The organism is Polaromonas sp. YR568 (genome assembly GCF_943369415.1).
Taxonomy (GTDB): domain Bacteria; phylum Pseudomonadota; class Gammaproteobacteria; order Burkholderiales; family Burkholderiaceae_C; genus Polaromonas.
This window is the reverse complement of the sequence record NZ_CALRNF020000005.1, coordinates 178476-200756: the sequence shown is the minus strand read 5'-3', so window position 1 is coordinate 200756 and position 22281 is coordinate 178476. Positions and strand designations below refer to the sequence as shown.

General features: G+C 62.2%; 27 protein-coding genes. 14 read left to right on the top strand and 13 right to left on the bottom strand.

Annotated elements, in window-relative coordinates; genetic code table 11:
* A partial coding sequence (locus ACLV74_RS05750; protein WP_411878256.1) for an IS3 family transposase occupies window positions 1-138 on the top strand: 138 nt, incomplete at its 5' end.
* Between the two features lie 120 nt (window positions 139-258).
* On the opposite strand, the gene ACLV74_RS05745 is transcribed toward ACLV74_RS05750, so the two are convergent.
* The 3 genes from ACLV74_RS05745 to ACLV74_RS05735 form a co-directional block, all read right to left on the bottom strand.
* On the bottom strand, window positions 259-672 hold the full coding sequence (locus ACLV74_RS05745; RefSeq protein WP_411878413.1) for a hypothetical protein: 414 nt from the start codon (window positions 670-672) through the stop codon (window positions 259-261).
* 142 nt (window positions 673-814) lie between these two features.
* Window positions 815-1024: a DUF3820 family protein gene (locus ACLV74_RS05740; RefSeq protein ID WP_007873974.1), complete on the bottom strand. Its 210-nt coding sequence runs from the start codon at window positions 1022-1024 to the stop codon at window positions 815-817.
* 1 nt (window position 1025) lies between these two features.
* Window positions 1026-1382 carry a translation initiation factor Sui1 gene (locus ACLV74_RS05735; RefSeq protein ID WP_411878412.1) on the bottom strand — a complete coding sequence of 119 codons (357 nt, stop codon included), beginning with the start codon at window positions 1380-1382 and terminating at the stop codon, window positions 1026-1028.
* A gap of 203 nt (window positions 1383-1585) precedes the next feature.
* Here ACLV74_RS05735 and ACLV74_RS05730 point away from each other — a divergent pair, with 203 nt between their 5' ends.
* Window positions 1586-2347 carry a DUF2726 domain-containing protein gene (locus tag ACLV74_RS05730; protein ID WP_411878411.1) on the top strand — a complete coding sequence of 254 codons (762 nt, stop codon included), beginning with the start codon at window positions 1586-1588 and terminating at the stop codon, window positions 2345-2347.
* A gap of 48 nt (window positions 2348-2395) precedes the next feature.
* Here the strand turns inward: ACLV74_RS05730 and ACLV74_RS05725 are convergent, their stop codons facing one another.
* Together ACLV74_RS05725 and ACLV74_RS05720 are read right to left on the bottom strand one after the other, a co-directional pair.
* On the bottom strand, window positions 2396-3037 hold the full coding sequence (locus tag ACLV74_RS05725; protein WP_411878410.1) for an FHA domain-containing protein: 642 nt from the start codon (window positions 3035-3037) through the stop codon (window positions 2396-2398).
* Between the two features lie 98 nt (window positions 3038-3135).
* Window positions 3136-3573, bottom strand: coding sequence for a surface-adhesin E family protein (locus ACLV74_RS05720; RefSeq protein ID WP_411878409.1), 438 nt, complete (start codon window positions 3571-3573; stop codon window positions 3136-3138).
* A gap of 321 nt (window positions 3574-3894) precedes the next feature.
* Between ACLV74_RS05720 and ACLV74_RS05715 the strand changes: the two genes are divergently transcribed.
* Together ACLV74_RS05715 and ACLV74_RS05710 are read left to right on the top strand one after the other, a co-directional pair.
* The gene (locus tag ACLV74_RS05715; protein ID WP_411878408.1) at window positions 3895-4104 is read left to right on the top strand and encodes a CsbD family protein; all 210 of its coding nucleotides are present in this window, start codon (window positions 3895-3897) and stop codon (window positions 4102-4104) included.
* 188 nt (window positions 4105-4292) lie between these two features.
* Window positions 4293-5378: an ROK family protein gene (locus ACLV74_RS05710; RefSeq protein ID WP_411878407.1), complete on the top strand. Its 1086-nt coding sequence runs from the start codon at window positions 4293-4295 to the stop codon at window positions 5376-5378.
* A gap of 173 nt (window positions 5379-5551) precedes the next feature.
* Here ACLV74_RS05710 and ACLV74_RS05705 read toward each other — a convergent pair whose 3' ends face one another.
* A complete protein-coding gene (locus tag ACLV74_RS05705; protein WP_411878421.1) occupies window positions 5552-8005 on the bottom strand; it encodes a penicillin-binding protein 1A in 2454 nt (817 codons plus the stop codon).
* Window positions 8006-8237: 232 nt separating this feature from the next.
* Here ACLV74_RS05705 and msrA point away from each other — a divergent pair, with 232 nt between their 5' ends.
* The 3 genes from msrA (at window position 8238) to ACLV74_RS05690 (ending at window position 10465) form a co-directional block, all read left to right on the top strand.
* Window positions 8238-8951 carry a peptide-methionine (S)-S-oxide reductase MsrA gene (msrA, locus tag ACLV74_RS05700; protein ID WP_411878406.1) on the top strand — a complete coding sequence of 238 codons (714 nt, stop codon included), beginning with the start codon at window positions 8238-8240 and terminating at the stop codon, window positions 8949-8951.
* A 95-nt stretch (window positions 8952-9046) separates the two neighbouring features.
* Entirely contained in the window at window positions 9047-9265 is a 219-nt protein-coding gene (locus ACLV74_RS05695) for a DUF3606 domain-containing protein (protein WP_411878405.1), read from the top strand.
* A 147-nt stretch (window positions 9266-9412) separates the two neighbouring features.
* Window positions 9413-10465, top strand: a complete 1053-nt coding sequence (locus ACLV74_RS05690; protein ID WP_411878404.1) for a lyase — start codon at window positions 9413-9415, stop codon at window positions 10463-10465.
* A 57-nt stretch (window positions 10466-10522) separates the two neighbouring features.
* Here the strand turns inward: ACLV74_RS05690 and ACLV74_RS05685 are convergent, their stop codons facing one another.
* Window positions 10523-11422: an AraC family transcriptional regulator N-terminal domain-containing protein gene (locus tag ACLV74_RS05685; RefSeq protein WP_411878403.1), complete on the bottom strand. Its 900-nt coding sequence runs from the start codon at window positions 11420-11422 to the stop codon at window positions 10523-10525.
* A 156-nt stretch (window positions 11423-11578) separates the two neighbouring features.
* On the opposite strand from ACLV74_RS05685, the gene ACLV74_RS05680 reads away from it, so the two are divergent.
* From ACLV74_RS05680 to ACLV74_RS05665, 4 genes are all read left to right on the top strand, one after another.
* On the top strand, window positions 11579-12343 hold the full coding sequence (locus ACLV74_RS05680) for an SDR family oxidoreductase (protein WP_411878402.1): 765 nt from the start codon (window positions 11579-11581) through the stop codon (window positions 12341-12343).
* A 4-nt stretch (window positions 12344-12347) separates the two neighbouring features.
* On the top strand, window positions 12348-12584 hold the full coding sequence (locus tag ACLV74_RS05675; RefSeq protein WP_411878401.1) for a hypothetical protein: 237 nt from the start codon (window positions 12348-12350) through the stop codon (window positions 12582-12584).
* A gap of 132 nt (window positions 12585-12716) precedes the next feature.
* Window positions 12717-13412: a DUF4145 domain-containing protein gene (locus ACLV74_RS05670; protein ID WP_411878400.1), complete on the top strand. Its 696-nt coding sequence runs from the start codon at window positions 12717-12719 to the stop codon at window positions 13410-13412.
* 90 nt (window positions 13413-13502) lie between these two features.
* Complete coding sequence (locus ACLV74_RS05665) at window positions 13503-14480, top strand: HNH endonuclease (protein ID WP_411878399.1); 978 nt, start codon at window positions 13503-13505, stop codon at window positions 14478-14480.
* Window positions 14481-14550: 70 nt separating this feature from the next.
* Here ACLV74_RS05665 and ACLV74_RS05660 read toward each other — a convergent pair whose 3' ends face one another.
* The 4 genes from ACLV74_RS05660 to ACLV74_RS05645 all read right to left on the bottom strand — a co-directional run bounded on the left by ACLV74_RS05660 (window position 14551) and on the right by ACLV74_RS05645 (window position 18583).
* A complete protein-coding gene (locus ACLV74_RS05660; protein WP_411878398.1) occupies window positions 14551-15417 on the bottom strand; it encodes a hypothetical protein in 867 nt (288 codons plus the stop codon).
* Between the two features lie 108 nt (window positions 15418-15525).
* Entirely contained in the window at window positions 15526-16038 is a 513-nt protein-coding gene (locus ACLV74_RS05655; protein WP_411878397.1) for a hypothetical protein, read from the bottom strand.
* Window positions 16038-17237: an AAA family ATPase gene (locus tag ACLV74_RS05650; protein ID WP_411878396.1), complete on the bottom strand. Its 1200-nt coding sequence runs from the start codon at window positions 17235-17237 to the stop codon at window positions 16038-16040. Before ACLV74_RS05650 ends, ACLV74_RS05655 begins: the two co-directional genes overlap by 1 nt.
* A 107-nt stretch (window positions 17238-17344) precedes the next feature.
* Entirely contained in the window at window positions 17345-18583 is a 1239-nt protein-coding gene (locus ACLV74_RS05645; RefSeq protein WP_411878395.1) for an MFS transporter, read from the bottom strand.
* A 160-nt stretch (window positions 18584-18743) separates the two neighbouring features.
* Between ACLV74_RS05645 and ACLV74_RS05640 the strand changes: the two genes are divergently transcribed.
* Together ACLV74_RS05640 and ACLV74_RS05635 are read left to right on the top strand one after the other, a co-directional pair.
* On the top strand, window positions 18744-19100 hold the full coding sequence (locus ACLV74_RS05640; RefSeq protein ID WP_411878394.1) for a VOC family protein: 357 nt from the start codon (window positions 18744-18746) through the stop codon (window positions 19098-19100).
* A 139-nt stretch (window positions 19101-19239) separates the two neighbouring features.
* Window positions 19240-19686: an SRPBCC family protein gene (locus ACLV74_RS05635; protein WP_411878393.1), complete on the top strand. Its 447-nt coding sequence runs from the start codon at window positions 19240-19242 to the stop codon at window positions 19684-19686.
* Between the two features lie 30 nt (window positions 19687-19716).
* Here the strand turns inward: ACLV74_RS05635 and ACLV74_RS05630 are convergent, their stop codons facing one another.
* Window positions 19717-20490: a tetratricopeptide repeat protein gene (locus ACLV74_RS05630; RefSeq protein WP_411878392.1), complete on the bottom strand. Its 774-nt coding sequence runs from the start codon at window positions 20488-20490 to the stop codon at window positions 19717-19719.
* A gap of 97 nt (window positions 20491-20587) precedes the next feature.
* The gene (locus ACLV74_RS05625; RefSeq protein WP_411878420.1) at window positions 20588-21778 is read right to left on the bottom strand and encodes a PLP-dependent aminotransferase family protein; all 1191 of its coding nucleotides are present in this window, start codon (window positions 21776-21778) and stop codon (window positions 20588-20590) included.
* A 170-nt stretch (window positions 21779-21948) separates the two neighbouring features.
* Between ACLV74_RS05625 and ACLV74_RS05620 the strand changes: the two genes are divergently transcribed.
* Complete coding sequence (locus ACLV74_RS05620) at window positions 21949-22245, top strand: helix-turn-helix domain-containing protein (protein WP_411878391.1); 297 nt, start codon at window positions 21949-21951, stop codon at window positions 22243-22245.
* The last annotated feature ends 36 nt before the right edge of the window (window positions 22246-22281 follow it).

The following is a 22281-nucleotide window of genomic DNA, read 5'->3' as shown; positions in this document are numbered from 1 at the left end:
GCCGCCGACATCTCCGACTACATCGTCGGCTTCTACAACAGCCGGCGCCTGCACTCAACCCTGGGTTATCTGCCTCCCAATGTCTATGAACGACAAATGGCCGAACGTGCCCTTATCGAGGTGTCCGAAATTACTTGACCAGCACAAGCCGTTGCAAAACACAGCCGAATATTCAGTCGCCGCTGGCCCTCACCCCCGCCCTCTCCCAGAGGGAGAGGGAGTAAGAAAAACCAGAGCCGCGCTGATTTGCAAGAAACGCTAAGCGCGCAGCAAACTGAACACCAGCAGCCCCAGCGCCATGCCGAAACTCAGCGCATGCACATTGGCCGCCATGGCGATGCGCTTCATGAGCCGCAGGCCCTGCTGGTCTTTCGAGCCCAGCAGGAACAGCAGGCACATCTCTCGCCGCGTCAGCGGGTCGACCACACTGTGTTCTTTGAGCGCCTTGTGCATGGACACCGAGAGGTAGAGCGCCGCCACCGAGGCCAGCAGCACGATGGGGAAAAACAGGCCGCGCACCAGCCACACCGGCAACTCGGGCGCGAACCAGGCACGCAACATGTCGGCGGCGGCAAAAATCAGAAAGCCCGCAGCGAAACCCAGCCACTCGTGCGTGCGGAATCTCGCCATCATTTGCCTGGCCCTGGCTTCCAGGGGCAGTTCGTAGTTCATGGGGTCACCTCGTGCGGGCGTTGCGGCGCGGTACGGCCTGGCCCGCGCGCCGGCGTGCACGGGATGGGAGGATTCTGCGGAGGAATGCCCGCGCTGGCAATACTGCAAATGAAGGAGGCGGCCGCAGGACTGCGGCGGTAAATCAGCGGCGCAGCGGATCCAGCAGCGGCTTCAGCCCGTTGTGGTCGATTTCCTGCATCAGCGCCAGCAGGCGGCCGATTTCGCCCTTGGGAAAGCCCTCGCGGGCGAACCAGTTGAGGTAATTGCCCGGCAGGTCGGCGATCAGCGTGCCCTTGTGCTTGCCAAAAGGCATCTCGCGCGTCACGAGCAGCAGCAGGTCCTCGGGGTTCACGCTAACCGCCTGCCCGCTTGGCCGCATAGCCCTGCTTGAGCAGCGCCGCCAGCACCAGGTCGCAATGGTCGCCCTGCACCTCGATGACGCCGTCCTTGGCCGTGCCACCGGATCCGCAGGCGGCCCGCAGCTGCTTGCCCAGCAGCGCCAGGGCCGTGGCGTCCAGCGGCAGGCCCTTGACCACGGTGACGGTCTTGCCGCCCCGGCCCTTGCTTTCACGGCTCACCCGCACCGGGCCGCCAGCGGCCGGAAGCTGCGCTTTTTTGCAGGTGCAGGCCGCCACCGGCCGGCGGCAGGTAGGGCACATTCTTCCGGCTTCGGTGGAATACACCAGGCCGCCTGCGGGAGTTTGTTTCATCAGATGACGGGGGGGCAGGCCGGGAAGTTGAGGTCGTGGTTCAGGCGCGTGGCCCCCTGATTTTTCGAACGACCGTTCGTGTTCGTAAGAGTTTGTGAACCGATTCACAAAAGAACAAAAATGTACCTTATAAACAGGCCAGGGATCAGGCGGTACGCCCCTCTCAAGCACGAAAAACACCAGGGCGACTTCAGGGCAAATCAATGACAGGCACAGGTTTTCTGATCGGATTTTTTATCTTCGTCGGCAGCGCCGCCCTGGGCGCGCTGGGCTACGAACGCTGGCTGTCCCATGTAGTGGCCAATCGCAAGAAAGTGGCACGCAACCACACCCTGCGCGCCAAACCCCTGGCCAGCCGCGACGAGCTGCAGGTCTGGCGCTGGCTCGAAGAGGTGTTCCCCGGGCACCGCGTCCTGCCCAAAATCCCGTTCACCGGGTTTATCGAACCCAACCAGCGCGGAGGCGACGCGCACTGGCAGGCGCTGCTGAGCGCCGTGAGCTTTTCCTGCGCCCTGGCCGACCACAAAGGCACGGTGCTGGGCTGCATCGACGTGCTGGGCCGCGGCGAGGTGACCGACCGCCAGCATGCTTTCAAACGCGAACTGCTGAGCCGCGCCGGCATTCCCTACTGGATCATCGAAAGCCAGCGACGGCCCAGCGCCGCGCTGCTGCGCGAAAAATTCCTGGGCCCGGCCCCCAGCGAAGCGGGCAGTCCGGCCGCCGGGCATAAGCCGGCGGAACGCGCCCCGCGCCCGGCGCCCGTCCGGCTGGAACAGCCGCAGCTCTCGCGCGTGTCCAGCAACGCCTCCGAGCTGACCAAAACCGGCATGACACCGCTGCACCTGAAGTCCACCCTCAAGCTGCAGGCGCTGGCCCGGGCTTTTGCCCTGCGCCTGGCCGGTGAAGCGCCGCCGCGCAGGCACATCAATTACTCCAGCACCAATCCGGGCAGTTCGATTATTTAGGGGCTTCTGGTATTTCCCCCTCTCCCAAAGGGAGAGGGAGTAAAAAACCTAAGCCCCTTTCAGCAAAAACTCCATCTCCGTCCCCGCCAGGTTCAGCACATCGTGGTGCGCCAGCGGCGTCGCCTTGGCGCCAATGGGTTTGCCGTTGAGCGTGGACGGTGTCTCGCCGTCCATGTGGGCCACGTAATAACCGTCGCGGCGGTGCGAGATCGACACCACCGCCACGCCCGGCTGGCCGAAAGTAGTGACCGCCTTGACCACGGGCACTTCCAGCCCCGCCGACGAACCCGACAGCACTTTCAGGCTGGCCTGTCGCGCGCCGGCGGTGCCGGGCAGGCCCATCGCATCGAGCGACATGGCGGTGGTTTCCTCGGGGGCGGCGGTTTCCTCGTGTTCAGACCTGGCCAGGAACTGGATGTGGAAGCTGCCGATGTTGATCACGTCGTTGTCGCGCAGCAGCTGGCGCGACTTCACGATCTGGCCGTTGAGGTAAGTGCCGTTGGTGCTGCCCAGGTCCTGGAGGTAGACGTCCGCGATGCCCTTGAGCTCAAACACGCAGTGCTCGCCGCTGACCACCAGGTTGTCGAACACGATGTCGTTGTACGGCCTGCGGCCCAGCGTGGTGCGGTCGTTCTTCAGGTAGACGTGCTTGATTTCAACGCCTTCGACCGATGCAATGAGTTGCGGCATGAGGGGTAGCCTTTCTTCTGGATGGCAGCCGCCACTCCCGGCGTGGAGGCGAAAAGCCCATCCTAGCGCCGGTGCCGCAAGGGCACAAGCGGGCCGCCCTAACCCTTCGCCGGGCCCGCGCTCCGGCAAGCGGCGCGAATCAGCCGCTGTGTCGGGTTGGGCGTCACGTCGCGAAACTCCATGCGCCGCATCACGTGTTCGGGGTAGGTCGAGGTCTTGTGCGACTTGCCCTTCCACAGGGGCTCAAGGTAAAAATCCAGCGAGGCGTAGCGCGCGGCCTTGTTCGCGCAGTCGAACTGCACGGTGGAGATGTAGGAACGGTAAGACACGCCGTCCCAGCTGGTACGCGGCGTGGAGCGGCTCACGCGGATTTTCATGGTGCGCACATCGCCCTGCACAGCCAGTGGCATGGGATCGACCTCGATGGTGTTCACGGCCGGGTCCTGCGCATCGCCCATCACGTTAAACCACTCGGTCTGCGCGTGCAGCATGGATGCGCCTCCCAGCAAAACCCACAACAGGATGTACTTTTTCATACGGTATCTTTGATAAGCATTGCGTCTTTACGCGACACAGGGAAGGCATCAAAACCGATGCTGCGCCGCCCAGGGATGTTTCCTTCTTTTGCAGCACTTGCACAATGTCGCATTCAAGCCAGTCTACCCGTGCGCAACGCGTCTTGTCACATGAAAAGACGTTTTCCTACAGCGACATTTGCGGGCGGAACAACAACTTGTAGGCGGCCACCCACACGCAAGCGCGCCGCATCCCTGCGCGCGCGCTTTCGGCAAGGCGTTAACTTGAAGGCATGGAGTTTTCCATGTCCCCTCAACCCTGAAACCCGAAAGGTACATCTCATGAACAAAGACCAAGTCAAAGGCAAGATCAAGGAAGTCGCCGGCGAAGTGCAGGAACACACCGGCAAGGCCATCGGCAGCACCGAGCAGCAGGCCAAAGGCCACGCCCGCGAAATGGAAGGCAAGGTCCAGAAGGCTGTCGGCGACGTGAAGGAAAACGTCAAGGACGCCGGCAAGGCCGTTGAAAAAGAGATGAACCGCAACCGTTAAGACGCTGCTGTTCCCTATGCAAATCGGCCGGTTTTTACCGGCCGATTTGCTGTGCGCACCGTTCCCACGCCTGATCTCTCCACACGGATTTTTTCAAGGCCTTGACTGACGCGGGCAAGCGCGCATTCTCCGCTGGCGCGCACCGCGCGCGGCATCCATCATGGCGATGTAATCCACACAAGGAAGCCATGCCCCGCAAAGCCCCGTCCCCCACCGTCTCCCTGCCCGACGACCTGACCCACGGCGGCCTGCGCCAGCGCGGCGTCACCATCCAGGGCTACAGCCTGCAGCTGCACGACGGCGAAGGCTTTGCCGGCGACAGCGTCAGCCGCACCGCCTACAGCGAGATGCTGGACACCTGGCGCAAGCTCTACAGCGGCATCAGCGGCCTGGACGCGCTGGGCCGCAAGCCCACAACGGAAATCAGCAAAAAGCGGCTCGACACGCTGCTCAGGCGCAACGGCAAGGCCGCGGCCATCATCTCCGCCGCGTCGGAGGACTATGCCTGGCAGCTGGCCCGCGTCGTCAAACGCTTCCTCGCCCATCCCTCATGGCAGGGCGTGCGGCGCATCGTCGTGGGCGGCGGCTTCCAGCAAAGCCTGGTGGGCGAACTCGCCATAGACCGCGCGGCGGAGCTGCTCTACCAGCAAGGAAGCCATGTCCACCTGATGACCTTGCGCCACCACCCCGACGAAGGCGGCCTGATCGGCTGGGTGCACCTGGCGCCGCCCGAGGTGCTGTCCGGCTACGACGGCTTCCTGGCCGTCGACATAGGCGGCACCAACGTGCGTTGCGGCATCGTGCGGCCCCGCGCGCGCAAGACGCCGGACCTCACCGACGTCAGGGTCAGCGGCCTGCGCAAATGGGGCCACGCCGGCGACGACGACGCGACCCGGCGCGAGGACCTGGTGCAGGGCATCGCCGGCATGCTCAAAAAACTCATCAAGCAGGCCGGCCGCAAGAGGCTGCGCCTGGCGCCGTTTGTGGGCGTGGCCTGCCCCGGCATGATCAACGAAGACGGCTCCATCACCGACGGCGCGCAAAACCTGCCCGGCAACTGGGAAAGCCCGCGTTTCAACCTGGCGCAGCAACTCGGCGAAAACCTGCCGCAACTCAAGGGGCAGGACATGCAGGTGCGGCTACACAACGATGCGGTGGTGCAGGGCCTCTCGGAGCTGCCCTTCATGCAGGGCGTCAGGCGCTGGGCCGTGCTGACGGTGGGGACGGGCCTGGGCAACGCGAGTTTTATCAACACGGGCGAGAGCCGCCGGTAACCGGGGAAGCAATAGCGGCGTCGGGTTTTACTCCCTCTCCCTCTGGGAGAGGGTTGGGGTGAGGGGCCGCGGCGATAGATATTTCGCCGTTTATGCGCTGGCCGTTGACCCTCACCCCTGCCCTCTCCCAGAGGGAGAGGGAGAAATATCTGAAACTCAGCGGAGAGAAAAAACTAACGCGGCGCAATCGGCGCGCCCACCACCACGCCCGGAAACACCGGCAGCCTTTCAACCGGCACCGTCGCCGGCGGCTGCAGCACCACACCCGGCACACCACCCGAATCCCCGCCCTGCACGTCGGGCGGCGGCGCGGCATTTTCCGCCGGGGCCTGGATGGTCACGTACTTGATCACGGGCGCCGGCTGCCAGCGCGGCGCGCCGCCTTCCGCGGCCGGCGTGCCCGCCATGCCCGCCACCGAAGGCGCTTCGCCCGGCTGGCCTTCCTGTGGCGGCTCGGCGCCGTTGAGCATGGCTTCTATGCGCTGCTGCTCCTGGTCCGTCACAGGGCCGCCCTGCGGCGCCGGGAAGCGCTGGTTGGCGTCCACCACCTTGGCCTTGAGCGCGTGCTGGAAAAACTCGCCCACGATGGGCAGCGCGCTGCGCGCGCCCTGCCCCCAGCTGTCGCCCATGGTCACGCGGTTGTCGTTAAAGCCCACCCAGGCGCCTGCCACCAGCTGCGGGTGCATCAGGATGAACCAGCCGTCGGTGTTGCCCTGCGTCGTGCCGGTCTTGCCGGCCAGGTCGGCGCGCAGGCCGTAGCGGCTGCGTATCGCCGCCCCCGTGCCCTGGTCGATCACGCCGCGCATCACGTCCAGCAGCGTCTGCGCCACCGAGGCCGTCATCGCGGTTTCGGACACCTTGGCCTCGAATGCTTCCAGCACCTTGCCGTCGCGGTCTTCCACGCGCGTCACCAGGATGGGCTCGATGTAGCGCCCGTCATTGGCCAGCGTGCCGTAGGCCGACACCATTTCCTTCAGCGTCACCGGGCTGGTGCCCAGCGCGAGCGAAGGCACTTCTTCCAGCTTGCTTTGCCGCACGCCCATGGACTTCGCCAGCTTGGCCACATGGGCCGGGCCCACCACCTGCATGACCTGCGCGGTGATGGTGTTCTTGGAGAACATCAAACCCTGGCGCAGGCTCATGAACTCGCCGCTGGGGCCGCCGCCGTCGGTGGGCCGCCAGAAGGTGCCGTCGCCCAGCGGGATTTCCACCGCGCCGTCGACAAAACCGTCGCTGGGTTTGGCGCCGTCCTCAAACGCCGCGCCATACACAAAAGGCTTGAAGGTCGAGCCCGGCTGGCGGCGCGCCTGCTGCACGTGGTCGAACTGGTCGTCCGCGAAATCGCGGCTGCCCACCCAGGCGCGCACCTGCCCGTTGGTCGGGTCCAGCGCCATGAAGCCGGCCTGCAGCCGCGTCTTCTCGTCCTTCAAGGCCTGCATGAATTCGGCATCGGCCGTCAGCGCCTTGATCGCCTGGTCGTCGGCCTGGCCGGCGGCGCGCGCGGCCTTGTATTCCTTGGTGTCGCGCACAAAGGCCAGGGCCAGCTCGCGCGGCGCGCCGCTTTTGGCCTTCCAGCCCGCGTTGAAGCGCCAGTCGCCCGCGACGATTTTCTGCAGCCGGTCGGCCTGGGCCGTCAGCGCCTTGTTGGCCATGTCCTGCAGGCGCGAATCAATCGTGGTGCGCACCACCAGGCCGTCGGCATAGATGTTGTAGTCGTTGCGGTCGGCCCATTCGATCAGCCAGCGGCGCAGCTGCTGCGACAAATGCGGCATCTCGCCCAACTCAGGCTCCAGCCGCTCGAAGTCGATCTTCAATGGCTTCTTCTTGAGCAGCGCGAACTGCGCCTCGGGCAGCTTCCCGTGCTTGACCATTTGCGCCAGCACGATGTTGCGGCGCTGCGTCGCGCGCTCGGGGCTGGACACCGGGTTGTAATAACTCGCGCCCTTGAGCATGCCCACCAGCGTCGCGCTTTGCAGCACGTCCAGCTCGTTGGCCGATTTGTCGAAATAGGTGCGCGCCGCCATCTCGATGCCGTAGGCGTTGTAGAGAAAAGGCACGGTGTTGAGGTAGCTCTCGAGGATCTCGTCCTTGGTGTACACCGCCTCTATCTTGAAGGCCGTGATCGCCTCCTTGAGCTTGCGCGTCAGCGTCGCCGCGCGGCCTATGTCTTCGGGGTAGAGGTTGCGCGCCAGCTGCTGCGTGATGGTGGAGCCGCCCTGCTTGCGCCCCGTGAGCGTGTAGACCACGGAAGACACCGTGCGCCGGAAGTCCATGCCGTGGTGGTCGTAAAAGCGGTGGTCCTCCGTCGCGATCAATGCCGCCACCACATTCGGCGAAATGTCTTCCAGCTTCACCCAGTCGCGGTTGGCGCGCTTGAAGGCCGCCAGTTCCTGGCCGTCCACCGACATCAGCACCGAGGGCTTGGCCGTCTTGGCCTTGAGCAGGTCGTTGATGCTGGGCGTGAACGGGACCAACACCAGCACATACAGAAGCAGCAGCACCGGAATCGCGGCCACGCCCAGCCCAAAGCCGCGCCAGGTCGGATGCCGCAGCCGGCCGGGAATGGTGGCGGCGAATTCGCGAAGGCGTATGCCGTAAGGGGTCAGCAGGGTCAGGAGCTTGTTCATCATTGGGAAGTAGTCTAATTCCAGCCGGTAAACCGCTTTGTAGGACGGCGGCGCTCAGGTAACAGGCGGTAAGCGGCCCCCGAAAGGCCTGAAACCGGCCGCCCGGGAACCGAAACCCCGGCTTTGCCTCCAACTTCCACAGCCCAGGCGTTCCCGCCCTGTAAGAAACCCGCCGCCAGGCCGACGAACAGGCTCATCCGCCACATCCACTCACGCCCAACAGCCCGCCACCATGAACAAATACCTTGTCACCCTGGGCGCGATCGCCCTGGCCGCCCTGACTTTTTTTGGCAGCGGCTTCAGCGCCATCGCCGCCCCGGAAAAAGCCGTCAAGCTGCCCGCCCCCACCCTCGACACGCCCGCCGCGCAAGCCGGCGCCGCCACCGCGGTCTTTGCCGGCGGCTGCTTCTGGGGCGTGCAGGCCGTCTTCCAGCACACGAATGGCGTGCTCAACGCCGTCTCGGGCTACGCAGGCGGCGACAAATCCACTGCCAGCTACGACATGATCGGCTCGGGCCGCACCGGCCACGCCGAATCGGTGCAGGTCACCTACGACCCCAAAGTGATCAGCTACGGCAAGCTGCTGCAGATCTACTTCTCCGTCGCCCACGACCCCACCACGCTGAACCGCCAGGGCCCCGACAGCGGCACGCAATACCGCTCCGCCGTGTTCTACCAGGGCGCCGAGCAAAAGAAAATCACCGAAAGCTACATCGCCCAGCTGGACGCCGCCAAAGTCTTCCCCAACAAGATCGTCACCCAGCTCACGCCTTTCACCGCGTTCTACCCCGCCGAGGCCTACCACCAGGACTACGCCACGCTGAACCCCGGCCAGCCCTATATCGCGCGTTTTGACCTGCCCAAGATCGCCAACCTCAAAACCGTGATGCCCGAGGTCTACCGCGACAAGCCCGTGCTGGTGTCCCAGGCCGGCAAAGCCGTGTAAAGCCGCCGGCCGCCGCCGGGAGTGGCGGCAATGGCCTACAAATCCGTAGCCAGCCCGGGGCTAAGGTGGTTTCATACCCCGCAAGGAGCCACCCCATGTACTACCCACCGCACGCCAAGCCGGCCATACAGCCCGACCGCATCAACCTCAACGACAAGGCGAATACCTATGCCTGGACAGTGGTGCTGGACGTCAGCCAGGAACAGTTGCGCAGGGCGATTGCGGCTGTGGGGGATACGGCGGGGAATGTGAAGAATTACCTGCGGGGGCATCCGCAGCGGCATTCCTCCTTCGACCAGTCGTCCTTCGGCTAGGCTGGATTCATCCATCCAAAAACGCAGCCAAAGGCGGGCAAGCACCGTTGATGGCCGTCGCCCTTTTCGCCACAATGCCCTGGCGGTGACTTCTCTTACCGCGTGCGGCGCATGCACTGAAGACACCATGCGCAAGGAGCTAGTGCCATGGTCTTTCCCTTGCAGCAGCCGTCCTCTCATCCGTTCCCCACGACCGGCATCAAGCGCCGCACCGCACTGGCCGCCCTGCCCGGTTTGCCCGCCAGCCTCCTGGCTCGCACCGCACACGCGCAAACACCCGCCACCGCAGCCCGCCTGCAATCCTGGCCCCTCCACACCCGCGCCGCCACCGGCATCCACGACATCGCGCCCGCGCCCGACGGCGGCGTCTGGTTCTCCGCCCAGCGCAGCGGCCACCTCGGCTGGTTTGACCCGCGCAACGGCAAGACCGAACTGATAGTCCTGGGCAGCGGCTCATCGCCCCACGGCGTCATCGCCGGGCCCGACGGCGCGGCCTGGCTCACCGACGGCGGACAAAACGCGATTGCCCGCGTGGCCTGGCCCTCGCGCCAGGTGAAAGTTTTCCCCCTGCCCGCCGGCACGCCCTACGCCAACCTCAACACCTGCGCCTTCGACGGCGACGGCCACCTGTGGTTCACCGGCCAGAGCGGCTACGTCGGCAAGGTCGACGTGCGCAGCGGTGCGGTCACGGTAAAAGACTCCCCCCGCGGCCGCGGCCCCTATGGCATCTGCGCCACACCCAAGGGCGAGATCTGGTGGTGTTCCCTGGCCGGCTCCTTCATCGCGAACATAGACCGCAAGACCGGCGAGTCCCGCATCGTCGAGCCGCCGACGCCGCGCCAGGGCGCGCGCAGGGTCTGGTCAGACAGCAAAGGCCGCATCTGGGTTTCGGAATGGAGCAGCGGAAACTTGTCAGTACACGACCCCGCCATCGGCACAGGCGCCAACAGCTGGAAAACGTACAAGGCCCCGGGCGCCGACCCGCATGTCTATGCCGTCTACGTCGACAACAAGGACATGGTCTGGGCCTCGGAGTGGAGCAACAACGCGATGCTGCGCTTTGACCCCGGCAGCGAAAAGTTTGAGGCCATCCCGCTGCCGCGCGCCAATGCCGCGGTGCGGCAGATTCTGGGGCGGCCCGGGGAGGTCTGGTTGCCTGAGAGCGGGACGGAGTTTGTGACGGTGATTCGGACGGGGTGAGCCATCCGGCGCTACCCGTCAATGGCACGCCCAGGCGCGCCATGCATGGCGGCGATCTCAGGCGGTCGCCGCCGCCCTGCTGCGTGTCGCGCCCGTTTCCCGCACCGGCGGCAAGCCGAACATGCGCCCGTATTCGCGGGTGAACTGCGGCACGCTTTCGTAGCCCACCGTAAACGCCGCACTGCTCGCGCTCAGTCCTTCCGACAACATCAAACGCCGCGCCTCGATCAGCCGCAACTGCTTCTGGAACTGCAGCGGCGACAGCGAGGTCACGCTGCGAAAGTGCTGGTGAAATGAAGACGGGCTCATGCCCGCTACGCCCGCCAGGCGCTCCACCGGCAAGGGCTGCGCAAAATCCCTCCTCAGCACCGACACGGCGCGCGCCACGCGCTGCGCATGGCCGTCCGGCCAGCCCAGGCGCCGTATCGCCGCCCCCAGCCGGCCCGCCAGCAGCCAGTAGTGCATCTCGCGCACCAGCTGCGCCTGCAGCACCGGCAAGGCCGCGGGGCGATCGAGCAGTTGCATCAGCCGCAACGCCGCATCGGCCACCTCGGCTTCGGTGGCGCCCACCCGCACAGCTGCAACGTCGGCCGCCGGCCCGTCCTTCATCTGCAGCACCAGCTCCGCGATCACCGCCAGGTCCAGCTCCAGCACCAGCGAGAGGTAAGGCTGGGCCAGGCTTGCACGCGTGATCTGGTTGACCGTCGGCACGTCCGCCGCGATCAACAGGGAGTCCCCGGCCGAGAAGGCAAAGGCTTGCGTGCCCATGGTGACCTGCTTGCCGCCCTGCAACAGCAGGCAGACCAGCGGCTGCGAAATCGCGTGCACCAGGCCGCTGGGCGCAGTCGCGCGCACCATGCTCAGGCCGGGGATCGCCGTCTGTGCCAGGCCGGCCTTGTCGGCATGGGCCTCGGCATAGCGGCCGACAACATCCAGAAGAAGAGGAAGCGTGCTCATGCCGCAAGCCTAACCGCTGGCGGCCGGTTGCGGCCAGCCCGATGTCGAAATCTGGAGGATCAGGCAAGAAGCACCCAGCTTCCGGCAACCCGCGCCGGCCCGCCCGCCGGACACTGAAAACCTCATCCACCAAGCCTCCAGACAAGGAACCCGCCCATGAGCAACAGCACCAAAATCAGCCTCGTTACCGGCGCCAGCCGCGGCCTGGGCCGCAACACCGCCCTCAGCATCGCCCGCCGCGGCGGCGACGTTGTCCTTACCTACCAGAGCCGGGCCGAAGACGCGCAAGCCGTCGTCGCTGAAATCCAGGCCCTGGGCCGCAAGGCCGTCGCCCTGCAACTCGACACCGGCAAGGTCGCCGGTTTCACGCCCTTCGCCGACCGCCTGCGCGCCGCGCTGCGCGAGACGTGGCAGCGCGACACGTTCGACCACCTCGTCAACAACGCCGGCCACGGCGACTACGCCCTGATAGGCGAGACCACCGAAGCGCAATTCGACGGCCTCGTCAACGTGCACTTCAAGGGCGTCTATTTCCTCACCCAGACCTTGCTTCCCCTGCTCGCCGACGGCGGCCGTATCGTGAACCTGTCTTCAGGCCTCACACGCACGTCCTACCCCGGCTACGCAGCCTACGCGGCTGTCAAAGGCGCGGTCGAGGTGCTGACCCGCTACATGGCCAAGGAACTGGGCGCACGCGGCATCGCCGTCAACACCGTGGCGCCCGGCGCCATCGAAACCGACTTTGGGGGCGGCGCCGTACGCGACAACCCCGAGATCAACAAAATCTTCGCCGGCATCACCGCCCTGGGCCGCGCCGGCCTGCCCGACGACATAGGCCCCATGATCGCCAGCCTGTTGACCGAGGACAACCGGTGGGTGAATGCGCAGCGGATTGAGGTGTCTGGGGGCCAGGGGATTTGAGGTTGTGGCCGCTGGCGCAGCCCCGCATGCCTATGCGCTCCACGTCGACGGCAAGGACATCGTCGGGGCATCGGAGTGGAGCAACAACGCGATGCTGCGCTTTGACCCGGGCAGCGAGAAGTTTGAGTCCATTCCCCTGCCGCGCGCCAATGCCGCGGTGCGGCAGATTCTGGGGCGGCCTGGGGAGGTGTGGTTGCCTGAGAGTGGGACGGAGTTTGTGACGGTGATTCGGACGGGGTGAAAGCGATGGCTTTCGAACAATAGATTGAGGCCCGGGATTCCCGGCCTTTTTTATTTATACACGACGCGACTCCCGGAACCTCCTATAAATTGAGGAGAGAAGGGGGAGTAGTATCTCCAGCCAGGAGGACGTATGGCAGAAGTAAATGGCTCAGGAAACATCGTAGCTAGATGCCCAGATTGCAACGGCGCAGTTAGCACCTTTGAGTGGAAGCGGGAAAGAACCGAGGAATGGGGCGCGATCAACGCCGGCAGAGTGCCAACATCGGCATATCGTCAATATCGCCTATTTCGCTGTGCGGGTTGTGGCCGAGGAGCAATAGGAAATGTGGGCTTCAACTCCGTCAGCCACTATCCAGGGATGGACCAAATACTGTATGACTTCTATCCGGAGTCAGGCGAACGGATGGTATTACCGGCACAAGTACCTAAAGGCATAGCGGCTGAGTTCCAAGAAGCAGAAAAGTGCCTAGAGAACAAATGCTATCGAGCAGCTGCGGGACTATTTCGATCAGTACTAGACAAGACACTCAGAGCCAACGGCTACAAATCGGAAGGAAACCTCAAGAGCCAAATAGATGCAGCAGCAGCCGACGGGGTAATAACAGCCTCACGCAAGCGGCGAGCCCATGAAGAAATTCGAGTGCTGGGAAACGACGTGCTGCACGACGAATGGATTTCCCTTAACGCAGAGGATGTCGAACTAGCGCACCTCTATTCTCAAAGACTTCTGGAAGACTTTTACGACGACCGAACCTCTGTTGAAGCTCTTCTAACAGATGCCGGACGGAAATTTCAAACCACAGCACAAAAGGCTGCCAGTACGTGAGGATACAGAGATGAAGGAGATTGACTAGTAGTTCAACCCGGTAACAGTTTGAACGCACAAGCTCGACTCAAAATTAAAGTCGTTGTCCCCATGGAAGATTTCACCCGTCAAACCGTCGATGTACTAGCGAAACGCTCCGCGAACACCTGCGCCAATCCCGACTGCTCGGCAATTACCAGTGGTCCCGCATCAGATGAAAGTAAGGCTCTCAATGTTGGTGAAGCAGCACATATTTTTGGAGCTCGACCAGGATCGGCACGTTTTGACGAGAGCATGACGGACGCCACCAGGTCCAACATAACGAATGGAATTTGGCTCTGCCGAAACTGCCACAAAGTAGTCGATGCGGACTCTCAGAAGTATCCTGCGGACCTTCTTTTTGAGTGGAGAAGAACTCACGAGGAGCAGGTAGCTCAAGACTTAGGCCGCACTGGCTCAAGGCTTAGACAAAAAGTCCTCGATCGTAAGCTTGAGCAATTTTCAAATTGCTCGTACTTGGCTCAACAAATCATCATCGACAAACCCGATGCATGGGAGTATCGATTAACTGCGGAACTTCTAAAGAGTGAGCTAGAGCCTATTCGATTCAAGTGGCACGCCTTGCAAAGCGAACTTTATGCTCTGCCTGTAACGCAGATATCAAAGGACCAATGTGCCGAGTGGTTGCGGATGATTCTGAGAGACGCCTCGCTCCAAGTGCACGCGTTAGGACTCTTGGTGAATAAGGCAATCATAAAAGCGTGGGGAGAACCTGGGCAGCCAGGATCTGAACTTGAAATACTTCGCGCATGCACGCTCATCGCACAAGCCACGCAACGGCTCCTAGACTGGGAAGAAAGGGTCAGGTTTTCACACTTACCCGAAGCATTTGAGGCTGTTCAAGTCGAACTTATCAATGTCGCCGGCAACCAGATTGACAAGATATTCGAAATACCTAGGTGGTTAAGCGAAATACTTAATGACGCAAAGCCTTCTGGGACACACTCGCTAACCATCACCTTTGATCTGCCAACAGGATGGGTAGAGCGCACCACCAAAGCAATCGCGTCCGCCAGCAAGAGAATGTGACCCATTGAAGTACGAATCCGGCGGGCGGGTCTCGCATCGTCAAGTCGCTCACGCCCTGCCAGTATGCTGACTAACCCCGTGGCGACACGACTGGTTTGATACCGTAAGCACGATCCAACGCCGCGAGGGCTCGTGATTCCATGTCGAGAAGTTGGGCGAGAAAACGGCCTTCGTCTGGCTGCAGATAAAGCTCTTTACGCAGCGCGCTTACCAATTTCACAATGGCCTGCTGCACAAGTCGCAGGTCTTGGAACAAGGTTTTGGTATGCGCCAAACGCGCCGGCCCTATTAACCAGAGTTGGCGGTCCCGCTCGGCCTTGACCGTCTTGAGCCATTCGTTTGCCTTAGCCCAAGCCTGGCCCACGGACTCCTGCTCTTGAAAGTTGCCGGACCGCTCCTTAACCTCGGCCATTCGTGTTCCGAGACGCCGAATTTCTGATTCCGCATGAATCGCCTCACGCTCCAGACTCCGCACCGGCTCCATCGCCGAACGGAGCGGGTATGCAGCGGGAAGTGTTTTCATATAGAGCTCGCTCATGAGACTTGTTAACTCACGTGAAAGCAGAGCGGCATCGCTTTCAGCAACCAGCCATACCTTGGCATTGGCTTTCAGGAAAAGCTGTAGTCCTTCAGCGTCAGTTGCAATTTCACTCAGCGGTCTCTCCGGAATTCCGCCTATGACCGCTAATACTGCATGAGCCTCTTCAACGGCGGTGATGTACACCTCACGCCGGATTGCGGCTTTACGGTCCTCCTCTTTCTGTTGCGCATCGTGGCTGCGTTGTGCGGCAGCCGCCGCCGCGTCATATTTATGCTGTCTGTCGAGTCGATCCAGACTGCTTCTGTTCGCGGCAGTCACGCCGATCAGGGAAATAACTGCGGCGATGGTTGCGCCAAACACGCCCGACCAGATCACTGCGTATTTTGGATCAAGCAAGGCCGAAAGATTCGGTCCACCCTGCGGAGTGAGTCCACAAGATAGCGAATCCGCCTACACCCAGAAGCAATACACAGCTCACCACGTAACATCGACGAACTCTCATGGCTAGGCTCCAATAAATCTTAGCAACCGATCAAGAACATCAATCTTTCCTCTGGCCGCATCAAATTCGGCACGGCCAATCCGTTTTTCGACCACGCCTTGATAGCATGCATCCTCAGAAAAATGATCTTTGAAGAATCGCTTTTGATCTGCCGAGGAACCCTGCTTAGCCTTTCCAACCACGCCCAGTAACCAAGCTTCTAAGCATGGTTCTGATGCAAGAAGTGTGATATTTTTTCTCGCTGCGAGTTGTTGGACTGCCGGAGTCCAATCTGTATCAGTATCGAGCAAAGCCGCCACAGCATTAAAGCCTCCTTGCGCAGCCAACCGGATGGTGTATTCGACTATATGGCCCGCCCCCTTCCCTCGAGCGTTCCCAATAGATATCTCGTAACCTTGATTACCGCTGGTGTACAGAGACCGAATGTATTTAAGCAAATAAACCTCCGCATAACCCTCTCCTACGATCAAGACCGCAGACCGCACGCTCCTGGTATGAACTTTGCGACGCGCCATCAGATTCGGGGGACCGCACCCAACGCACCGGCCATGTACTTTGCTCGAAGGTTGTCATCGCTTCTTAGCCCTGCAATTTCATCTCCTCTAAAAGCTATGCTTTCGCAATCTCTTTTTTCCACAAAAATCACTTGTGCCTTCTGCAATAGATCGAGCACTTCTGGCGTGTGGCAGGTGAAAATTAATTGCGCCTTGAATGGATTGGTGGACGGATTTGCAAATAGATCGAGCATTGGCTCAACCATGTGTGGATGCAGATCGTTTTCAAGTTCATCAATAAGAGCAATGCCACCTTTCTCTAAAATTTGCAGTAACCTACCTAGCAAGATAAAGGCGGATTGGGTCCCGCTAGATTCAAACTCAAGCGGCAATTGGAAGGTCGCTCCTTCGCGTGTTTGGTGCTTGCCATAGGCACTCCAAATTTTGACCGGGGTTGCGGGACCACCGGGACTAGCGGTGCTTTGCACCTCAAGTTCTTCAACATAAACATCTTTTAGACCCAAATCCCATCGGGTCAATAAACTGCTCATTTGATCGCGCAACTTACTATTTTCGAAAAATAGCCTTGACGCGACACGCAATTGTTGCGTTTCAAAGGTAGAGCGCCCCATGACGGTCACGTTACTCGTGAAATTCACCGAGTCGATATGCTTCGCGACCTCAGTTCCATACTGTAGGGCGGTTGAAATTAGCGATGCATTTGGGCGCACCTTCCGTGCTTCCGCAGGAGCTAAACCAAACTCTTGTTGCTTAACCTGATAAATCTTATTTTCTTCGTCCCAGTCTCGAACGAAAACATAACGAAACCTCTCGCTCTTACGATAAAGCGCCTCGTGCACAACGTGAGTCGGTGTTGCGTGTAGTACGTACCGCCACAAAATACCAGCACTATCTTCCGCTTCAAGCTCGATCTCAGTTGGCGAATCATTAGTAGAAAAATGGGGCGTGAGAGGAATTCCGCTTTCAGGTAGGGATGAAAACGAATTCGACATAAACCACGCGGCAAATGCAAGCGGCTTAAGTGCCGCAGTCTTTCCCGCACCGTTTGCGCCAAGGACGGCTAAAGCAGTGGTTAATCGTTGACCACTTGCAGACACAGTCTCCCATCCCCGAGCAGGCATTTTGTTATTCAGCTCTAGGGAAATATGAGCTCGCTCACGAAAGCTCTGGAAGTTTTTAAAGGAATAGGAATGGAGCATTTGATTTAGTGTGACGGTATGACGTAATCAACTAATTTTGCACCAACAATTTGTTGTTTCAACAATTTTTTGTTGAAAATAGTAGTTATTCAATATTTTCCCCACTTTCACCTCACGAGGTGACGCCGTCTCAACGCCCAAGCAAAATAAGCCCCCTCCACCGCCATCACCCCACCCCCCAGCGCCACCACGGCGCTGCTTCCTATGCGGTCAATCAGGGCCGCGGCCAGCACCACGCCAATCGACTGGCCCAGGAACAGGAAGGACGCGAACATCGAGACGGCCGTGCCGCGCGCCTCGGGCGCCATCTGGGTGGCGTTGGCCTGCATGACGTTGTGGAACATGAAAAAACCAAAACCCGCGGCCAGGCTGGCGGGGATGGCCGGGCCCCAGTGCGGGGTGTAGGCCAGCACCCAAGCGCTGACGCCGACCAGCGCGCCGCCCAGCAGCACCAGGCCGTGCTGGCCCAGGCGCGGTATCAGCGCGCGGCCGACGACCATGTAGCCGACGCCGCCCAGGCCGAAGAGCGCGACGATGGCGCCTGAGACGGAGAGCGACAGGGCCAGGGCCTGGTGCAGGTGCGAGGCCCACATGGCGAGCACGCCGAAACCCATGGCGCCTTCGATCACGGCCAGCAACAGGATGGTGCGAGACCAGGGGCGGCTGATGATGAGCAAGGCCTGCTTGATGAAATGCGGGCGCACCACGGGTGCCTGGGAGGATGGCGCCGCCTCCGCCTTGGGCACCGCCTGCTGCCGGCGCAGGTCGCCGAACAGCAGAGAGCCGACCGTGCCGAACAATAGCACCAGGAACACAAAGGCCCAGCGCCAGCCCAGCGCGTCGGTCAGCAACCCGCCGACGAGTTGGCCGCAGACGATGCCCAGGGTGCTGCCCAGGCCTGTGCGCGTGAGCATTTCCTGCAGTTCATGCGCGGGCACGGCGTCGCCGACCCAGGCCATGGACAGCGGAATCAGCGCCGCGGCGCCCAGGGCCATCATGATGCGGGCCAGCAGCAGCACGTCCAGGCTGTTGGCGAACACGGCGACTGCGCTGCCGACGCTGCAGCCCAGCGCGGCAAAGGTGACGATGCGGAACTTGCCCAGCCTGTCGCCGAGCGGTCCGTAAAACAATTGCGAGACGCCGTAGGTGACGGCAAACACCGAGACCACCTGCGCCGCCTGCGCAAGGCTGACGGCGAAGACGCGCGAGAGCTCGGGCAGCATGGCGTCGCAAATGCGCTGGGCCACCATGCTGGAAAAGGTGGCGCACGAGAGCAACAGGATGGAGCGGCGGGTGGCGGGGGAAATGCCGGCAGAGGTGGCGCCAGGCGCGGTTGCGGAAGTCATGAAGGTGAACGGGCCCGGGTCAAGTGCCGCGGGCGACAGGCCCAGGCTGTGCTGGATTGTAGGCAGTGCAGGCAAACATTGCAGCGCGCACAAAACCCTGTTGGCATCGATCCGCCGCGCCTGTGCAAAATGGCGCATCAACGATCTTTTGGAGACAGCCATGCCCACCACACCCGAGAACTGCCGCATCAATTATGTGGAGCTGAACGTCCGCGACCTGGACAAAGCCAAGGGCTTTTACGGCAAGGCCTTCGGCTGGACGTTTACCGACTACGGCCCCGAGTACTGCGAGTTTTCTGACGGCGCAATGAAGGGCGGCTTCACGACGCAGGCGGCGCCCTCGCCCGCCGGCGGCCCGCTGGTGATTCTGTATGCGGACAAACTGGAAGCCGCGCGCGACAGCGTGCTGGCCGCGGGTGGAAGCATCAGGCAGGAGATTTATGCGTTTCCCGGCGGGCGGCGCTTTCACTTCCAGGATTCGGATGGGTATGAACTGGCGGTCTGGTCCACGGACTGAGCATGGGCGGCACCGCTGCACCGGAGGCCGTGGCGTGGAAAAATCGAAAAAATTTCTCAATAATCATGTCGATTCCGCCACGAGTCGTTCGTCGTACAGGTAGAGGGCCGTCCTCTGCCATCCACCAAGGAAACACACCATGACCACCAATACCGTCAAGCTTCACCGGGTTTTGCAATCCACCCCCGACCGGGTTTACCGCGCCTTCCTCGACGCCGCCGCCTGGGGCAAATGGCTGCCGCCCAACGGTTTCACCGGCACTGTGCATGAAATGGACGCCAAGGTCGGCGGCCGCTACAGGATGTCATTCACCAACCACAGCAACGGCCATAGCCATTCGTTCGGCGGCACCTACCTGGAACTCAAGCCCGGCGAACGCATCCGCTACACCGCCAGCTTCGAAGACCCCAACCTGCCGGGCGAGATGACCACCACCATCACGCTGGCGAAAGTCTCGGCGGGCGTGGAGATGCACGTGGTGCAGGAAGGCATTCCCGCCGCGATCCCCGCGGACCAGTGTTATGTGGGCTGGCAACAGTCGCTGGTGTTGCTGGGCAAGCTGGTGGAGGCGGAGATCGTGGAGTGAGGGCACTCCGGGATCGCCATCGGGCCGACTTCAGGGTGTGGCGGCTGCGGGCGCGCGCTGCGCAGGCCGCTGGCTGCGGACGTAATTGAGTTCGTTCTGCGCGCGCCTGTCGTTGCGGTCGAGTGCCAGGCACTGCAGGTAGATTTTTTCGGCATCGTCCCAGCGGCCTTGCTCGACATACACATAACCCAGGCCGCGCCAGGCGCGCGACAGCTCCTTGTTCTTCGCGTCGGGCGGGGAAAACTCTTTGGCGGCGGCTTCGGCCTGCTCAAACATTTTCTGGGCCACGGGCCAGTTGCGTTGCCCCAGGTACAGGTTACCCAGCTCCCCCAGGTACTGGGCGTTCCTGGGCGCCATGGCCAGGGCGGCCTCCAGCGCGCCGCGCGCTTCGGCCGGGCGCCTGAGCTCGATCAAGGCATAGGCTTTGAGGTACAAGGCATCGGACCACACCTGCGGCACGATGATCGCGCTCTGCCTGGGCTCTTCTTTGGAGTTGGCCGTCTCCAGCAGGTACATCAGGCTTTCCATCTGCCAGCGGCCTGTGTAGAGCCTGGCTTTTTCGCCCTTGTAGCGCAACTCGTAGGCGGCGATGATTTTGTCGAGGTCGGTGATCGCGCGGGCGGCCTGGCCTGACTGCAGCAGCTGGGCGGCGGCCTGAAGCTGCTGGGCCATGGCCGCGTCTTCGGGATTGGCCGCAGCCTGCGGTACGGCGTCCGGTGCGGCAGGCTGGCTGAAAACAGGGGACGTGGAAAAAGCCAGCGCCATCGCCGCCAGCCACGCCAGCCGTTTGACAATTTTTCGCATCGTGAGCATCCAGGTTAACGGGCACAAAAGAAAACAGGCAGCCATACCAGCGCCCGCAACAAACGTGTCAGAACTCAGGCGAGAGAACGGTGATGCCTTACAGCGCCTTGCCCAGCCGCCCCACACCCTCCTCAATCTTCGCCACGTCCGCCGTCGCGAAGCTCAGGCGCAGCGTCGCCAGGTCGGGGTTGGCGGCGTAGAACGGCGCGCCGGGTACGAAGGCGACGAGCTGCTCGATGGCTTTTTTCGCGAACTCGCCGGCGTCTTTGGTCTTGCCGTTCGCACCCGTGAGGCGGGCCCAGAAAAACAGGCCGCCTTGCGGCTGGGTGAATTCAATCGCGTCGCCGAGTTCACGCTTCAAGGCCTTGCCCATGGCGGTGGCGCGCTCGCCGTAGACCTTGCGCACGTGCTTGAGGGTGTCGGGCATGCGGCCGGCCTTGAGGTATTGGGCGGCGGTGGCCTGGGCGAAGGTGCTGGTGTGGGCGTCGCTGAACTGCTTGCACATGGTGGCCTTGGCCAGCAGTTCGGCGGGCGCGATCATCCAGCCCACGCGCAGACCGGGAGACAGCACCTTGCTGAGGGAGCCGCAGTGCGCGAGCAGTTCGCGGCTGCCGGGCACCGTGGGGCTCAGGGCCAGCAGCGAGGGCGGTGGCGCTTCGCCGAAGTAGAGGTCGCCGTAGGGGTCGTCTTCGACGATGAGGGTCTGGTGCCTGACGGCCATCTCCAGCACCTGCTTGCGGCGCTCCAGGCTCAGCAGCGCGCCGCTGGGGTTGCCGAAGGTGGGGATCAGGTAGACGAATTTGGGTTTGTGCTGCGCGATGAGTTTTTCGAGCTCGTCGGTCCTGACGCCGTTGGCGTCGATGGGCGCGCTGATGAGTTCGGCGCCGTAGAGGCGAAAGCACTGGATGGTGGCGAGGAAGGTCGGGCCTTCGACGATGACCTTGTCGCCGGGGGAGATCATGGTCTTGCCGAGGAGGTCAAGCGCCTGCTGGCTGCCGGTGGTGACGATGAGGTTGTCGGGCGCGACGTCCTTGGCGCCCTTGGTGGCCATGAAGGCACTGAGCTGTTCGCGCAGCGGCCCGTAGCCTTCGGTGGCGCCGTACTGCAGCGCGCCGCCGGGCTCTTCAGTAAGCGCCTTGTTGCTGGCCTCCTGGATGCCGGCCACGTCGAACATGGCGGGATCCGGGAAGCCGCCGGCGAAGCTGACGATGCCGGGCTTGCCCAGCAGCTTGAAGAGTTCGCGGATGGCGGAGGTTTCAACGTTGTTGAGGCGGTCGGCAAAGTGCAGGGGCATGGTGGGAGTCTTTGGCTGGAACTGAAGGGAAAAATGTTTCGCCTGAATGGTAACGCTGGCCGGCTGGATGCGTTGTGCCCGGCATAGAAAATCACCTTTTAACGATATATTGACAATATTGCATAAAAACGATAATGTGCATATATCACTCCAATGCGATATCCATGAGCACACTTCAAACCTTCCCCCTTCAGGCCTCGGCGCAGCTGTCGGTCCATTTGAAATCACTGCGCAAGGCACGCGGGCTGACCCAGACCGCGCTGGGCGAACGCATAGGCGTCAAGCAGGTTCGCGTGGCCGATATCGAAAAAAATCCCGGCGCGGTCAGCCTTGACCAGTTGCTTCAGGTGCTGCACGCCCTGGACGCGCGCCTGCTGCTGGCGGACACGCGGCGATATGCCGATACCGATGCCGGCGCTTCACCCCCACCGGCCGCGAACAGCCCTCCGGCGGACTGGTAGCCGGAAAAGAAGCTTGCACAACATCATGACGAGACG

Coding starts and splice junctions, on each gene's coding strand:
- ACLV74_RS05745 (WP_411878413.1), bottom strand. CDS start 672: ATGAACTACGAACTGCCCCTGGAAGCCAGGGCCAGGCAAATGATGGCG.
- ACLV74_RS05735 (WP_411878412.1), bottom strand. CDS start 1,382: ATGAAACAAACTCCCGCAGGCGGCCTGGTGTATTCCACCGAAGCCGGA.
- ACLV74_RS05730 (WP_411878411.1), top strand. CDS start 1,586: ATGACAGGCACAGGTTTTCTGATCGGATTTTTTATCTTCGTCGGCAGC.
- ACLV74_RS05725 (WP_411878410.1), bottom strand. CDS start 3,037: ATGCCGCAACTCATTGCATCGGTCGAAGGCGTTGAAATCAAGCACGTC.
- ACLV74_RS05720 (WP_411878409.1), bottom strand. CDS start 3,573: ATGAAAAAGTACATCCTGTTGTGGGTTTTGCTGGGAGGCGCATCCATG.
- ACLV74_RS05715 (WP_411878408.1), top strand. CDS start 3,895: ATGAACAAAGACCAAGTCAAAGGCAAGATCAAGGAAGTCGCCGGCGAA.
- ACLV74_RS05710 (WP_411878407.1), top strand. CDS start 4,293: ATGCCCCGCAAAGCCCCGTCCCCCACCGTCTCCCTGCCCGACGACCTG.
- ACLV74_RS05705 (WP_411878421.1), bottom strand. CDS start 8,005: ATGAACAAGCTCCTGACCCTGCTGACCCCTTACGGCATACGCCTTCGC.
- msrA (WP_411878406.1), top strand. CDS start 8,238: ATGAACAAATACCTTGTCACCCTGGGCGCGATCGCCCTGGCCGCCCTG.
- ACLV74_RS05695 (WP_411878405.1), top strand. CDS start 9,047: ATGTACTACCCACCGCACGCCAAGCCGGCCATACAGCCCGACCGCATC.
- ACLV74_RS05690 (WP_411878404.1), top strand. CDS start 9,413: ATGGTCTTTCCCTTGCAGCAGCCGTCCTCTCATCCGTTCCCCACGACC.
- ACLV74_RS05685 (WP_411878403.1), bottom strand. CDS start 11,422: ATGAGCACGCTTCCTCTTCTTCTGGATGTTGTCGGCCGCTATGCCGAG.
- ACLV74_RS05680 (WP_411878402.1), top strand. CDS start 11,579: ATGAGCAACAGCACCAAAATCAGCCTCGTTACCGGCGCCAGCCGCGGC.
- ACLV74_RS05670 (WP_411878400.1), top strand. CDS start 12,717: ATGGCAGAAGTAAATGGCTCAGGAAACATCGTAGCTAGATGCCCAGAT.
- ACLV74_RS05665 (WP_411878399.1), top strand. CDS start 13,503: ATGGAAGATTTCACCCGTCAAACCGTCGATGTACTAGCGAAACGCTCC.
- ACLV74_RS05655 (WP_411878397.1), bottom strand. CDS start 16,038: ATGGCGCGTCGCAAAGTTCATACCAGGAGCGTGCGGTCTGCGGTCTTG.
- ACLV74_RS05650 (WP_411878396.1), bottom strand. CDS start 17,237: ATGCTCCATTCCTATTCCTTTAAAAACTTCCAGAGCTTTCGTGAGCGA.
- ACLV74_RS05645 (WP_411878395.1), bottom strand. CDS start 18,583: ATGACTTCCGCAACCGCGCCTGGCGCCACCTCTGCCGGCATTTCCCCC.
- ACLV74_RS05640 (WP_411878394.1), top strand. CDS start 18,744: ATGCCCACCACACCCGAGAACTGCCGCATCAATTATGTGGAGCTGAAC.
- ACLV74_RS05635 (WP_411878393.1), top strand. CDS start 19,240: ATGACCACCAATACCGTCAAGCTTCACCGGGTTTTGCAATCCACCCCC.
- ACLV74_RS05630 (WP_411878392.1), bottom strand. CDS start 20,490: ATGCGAAAAATTGTCAAACGGCTGGCGTGGCTGGCGGCGATGGCGCTG.
- ACLV74_RS05620 (WP_411878391.1), top strand. CDS start 21,949: ATGAGCACACTTCAAACCTTCCCCCTTCAGGCCTCGGCGCAGCTGTCG.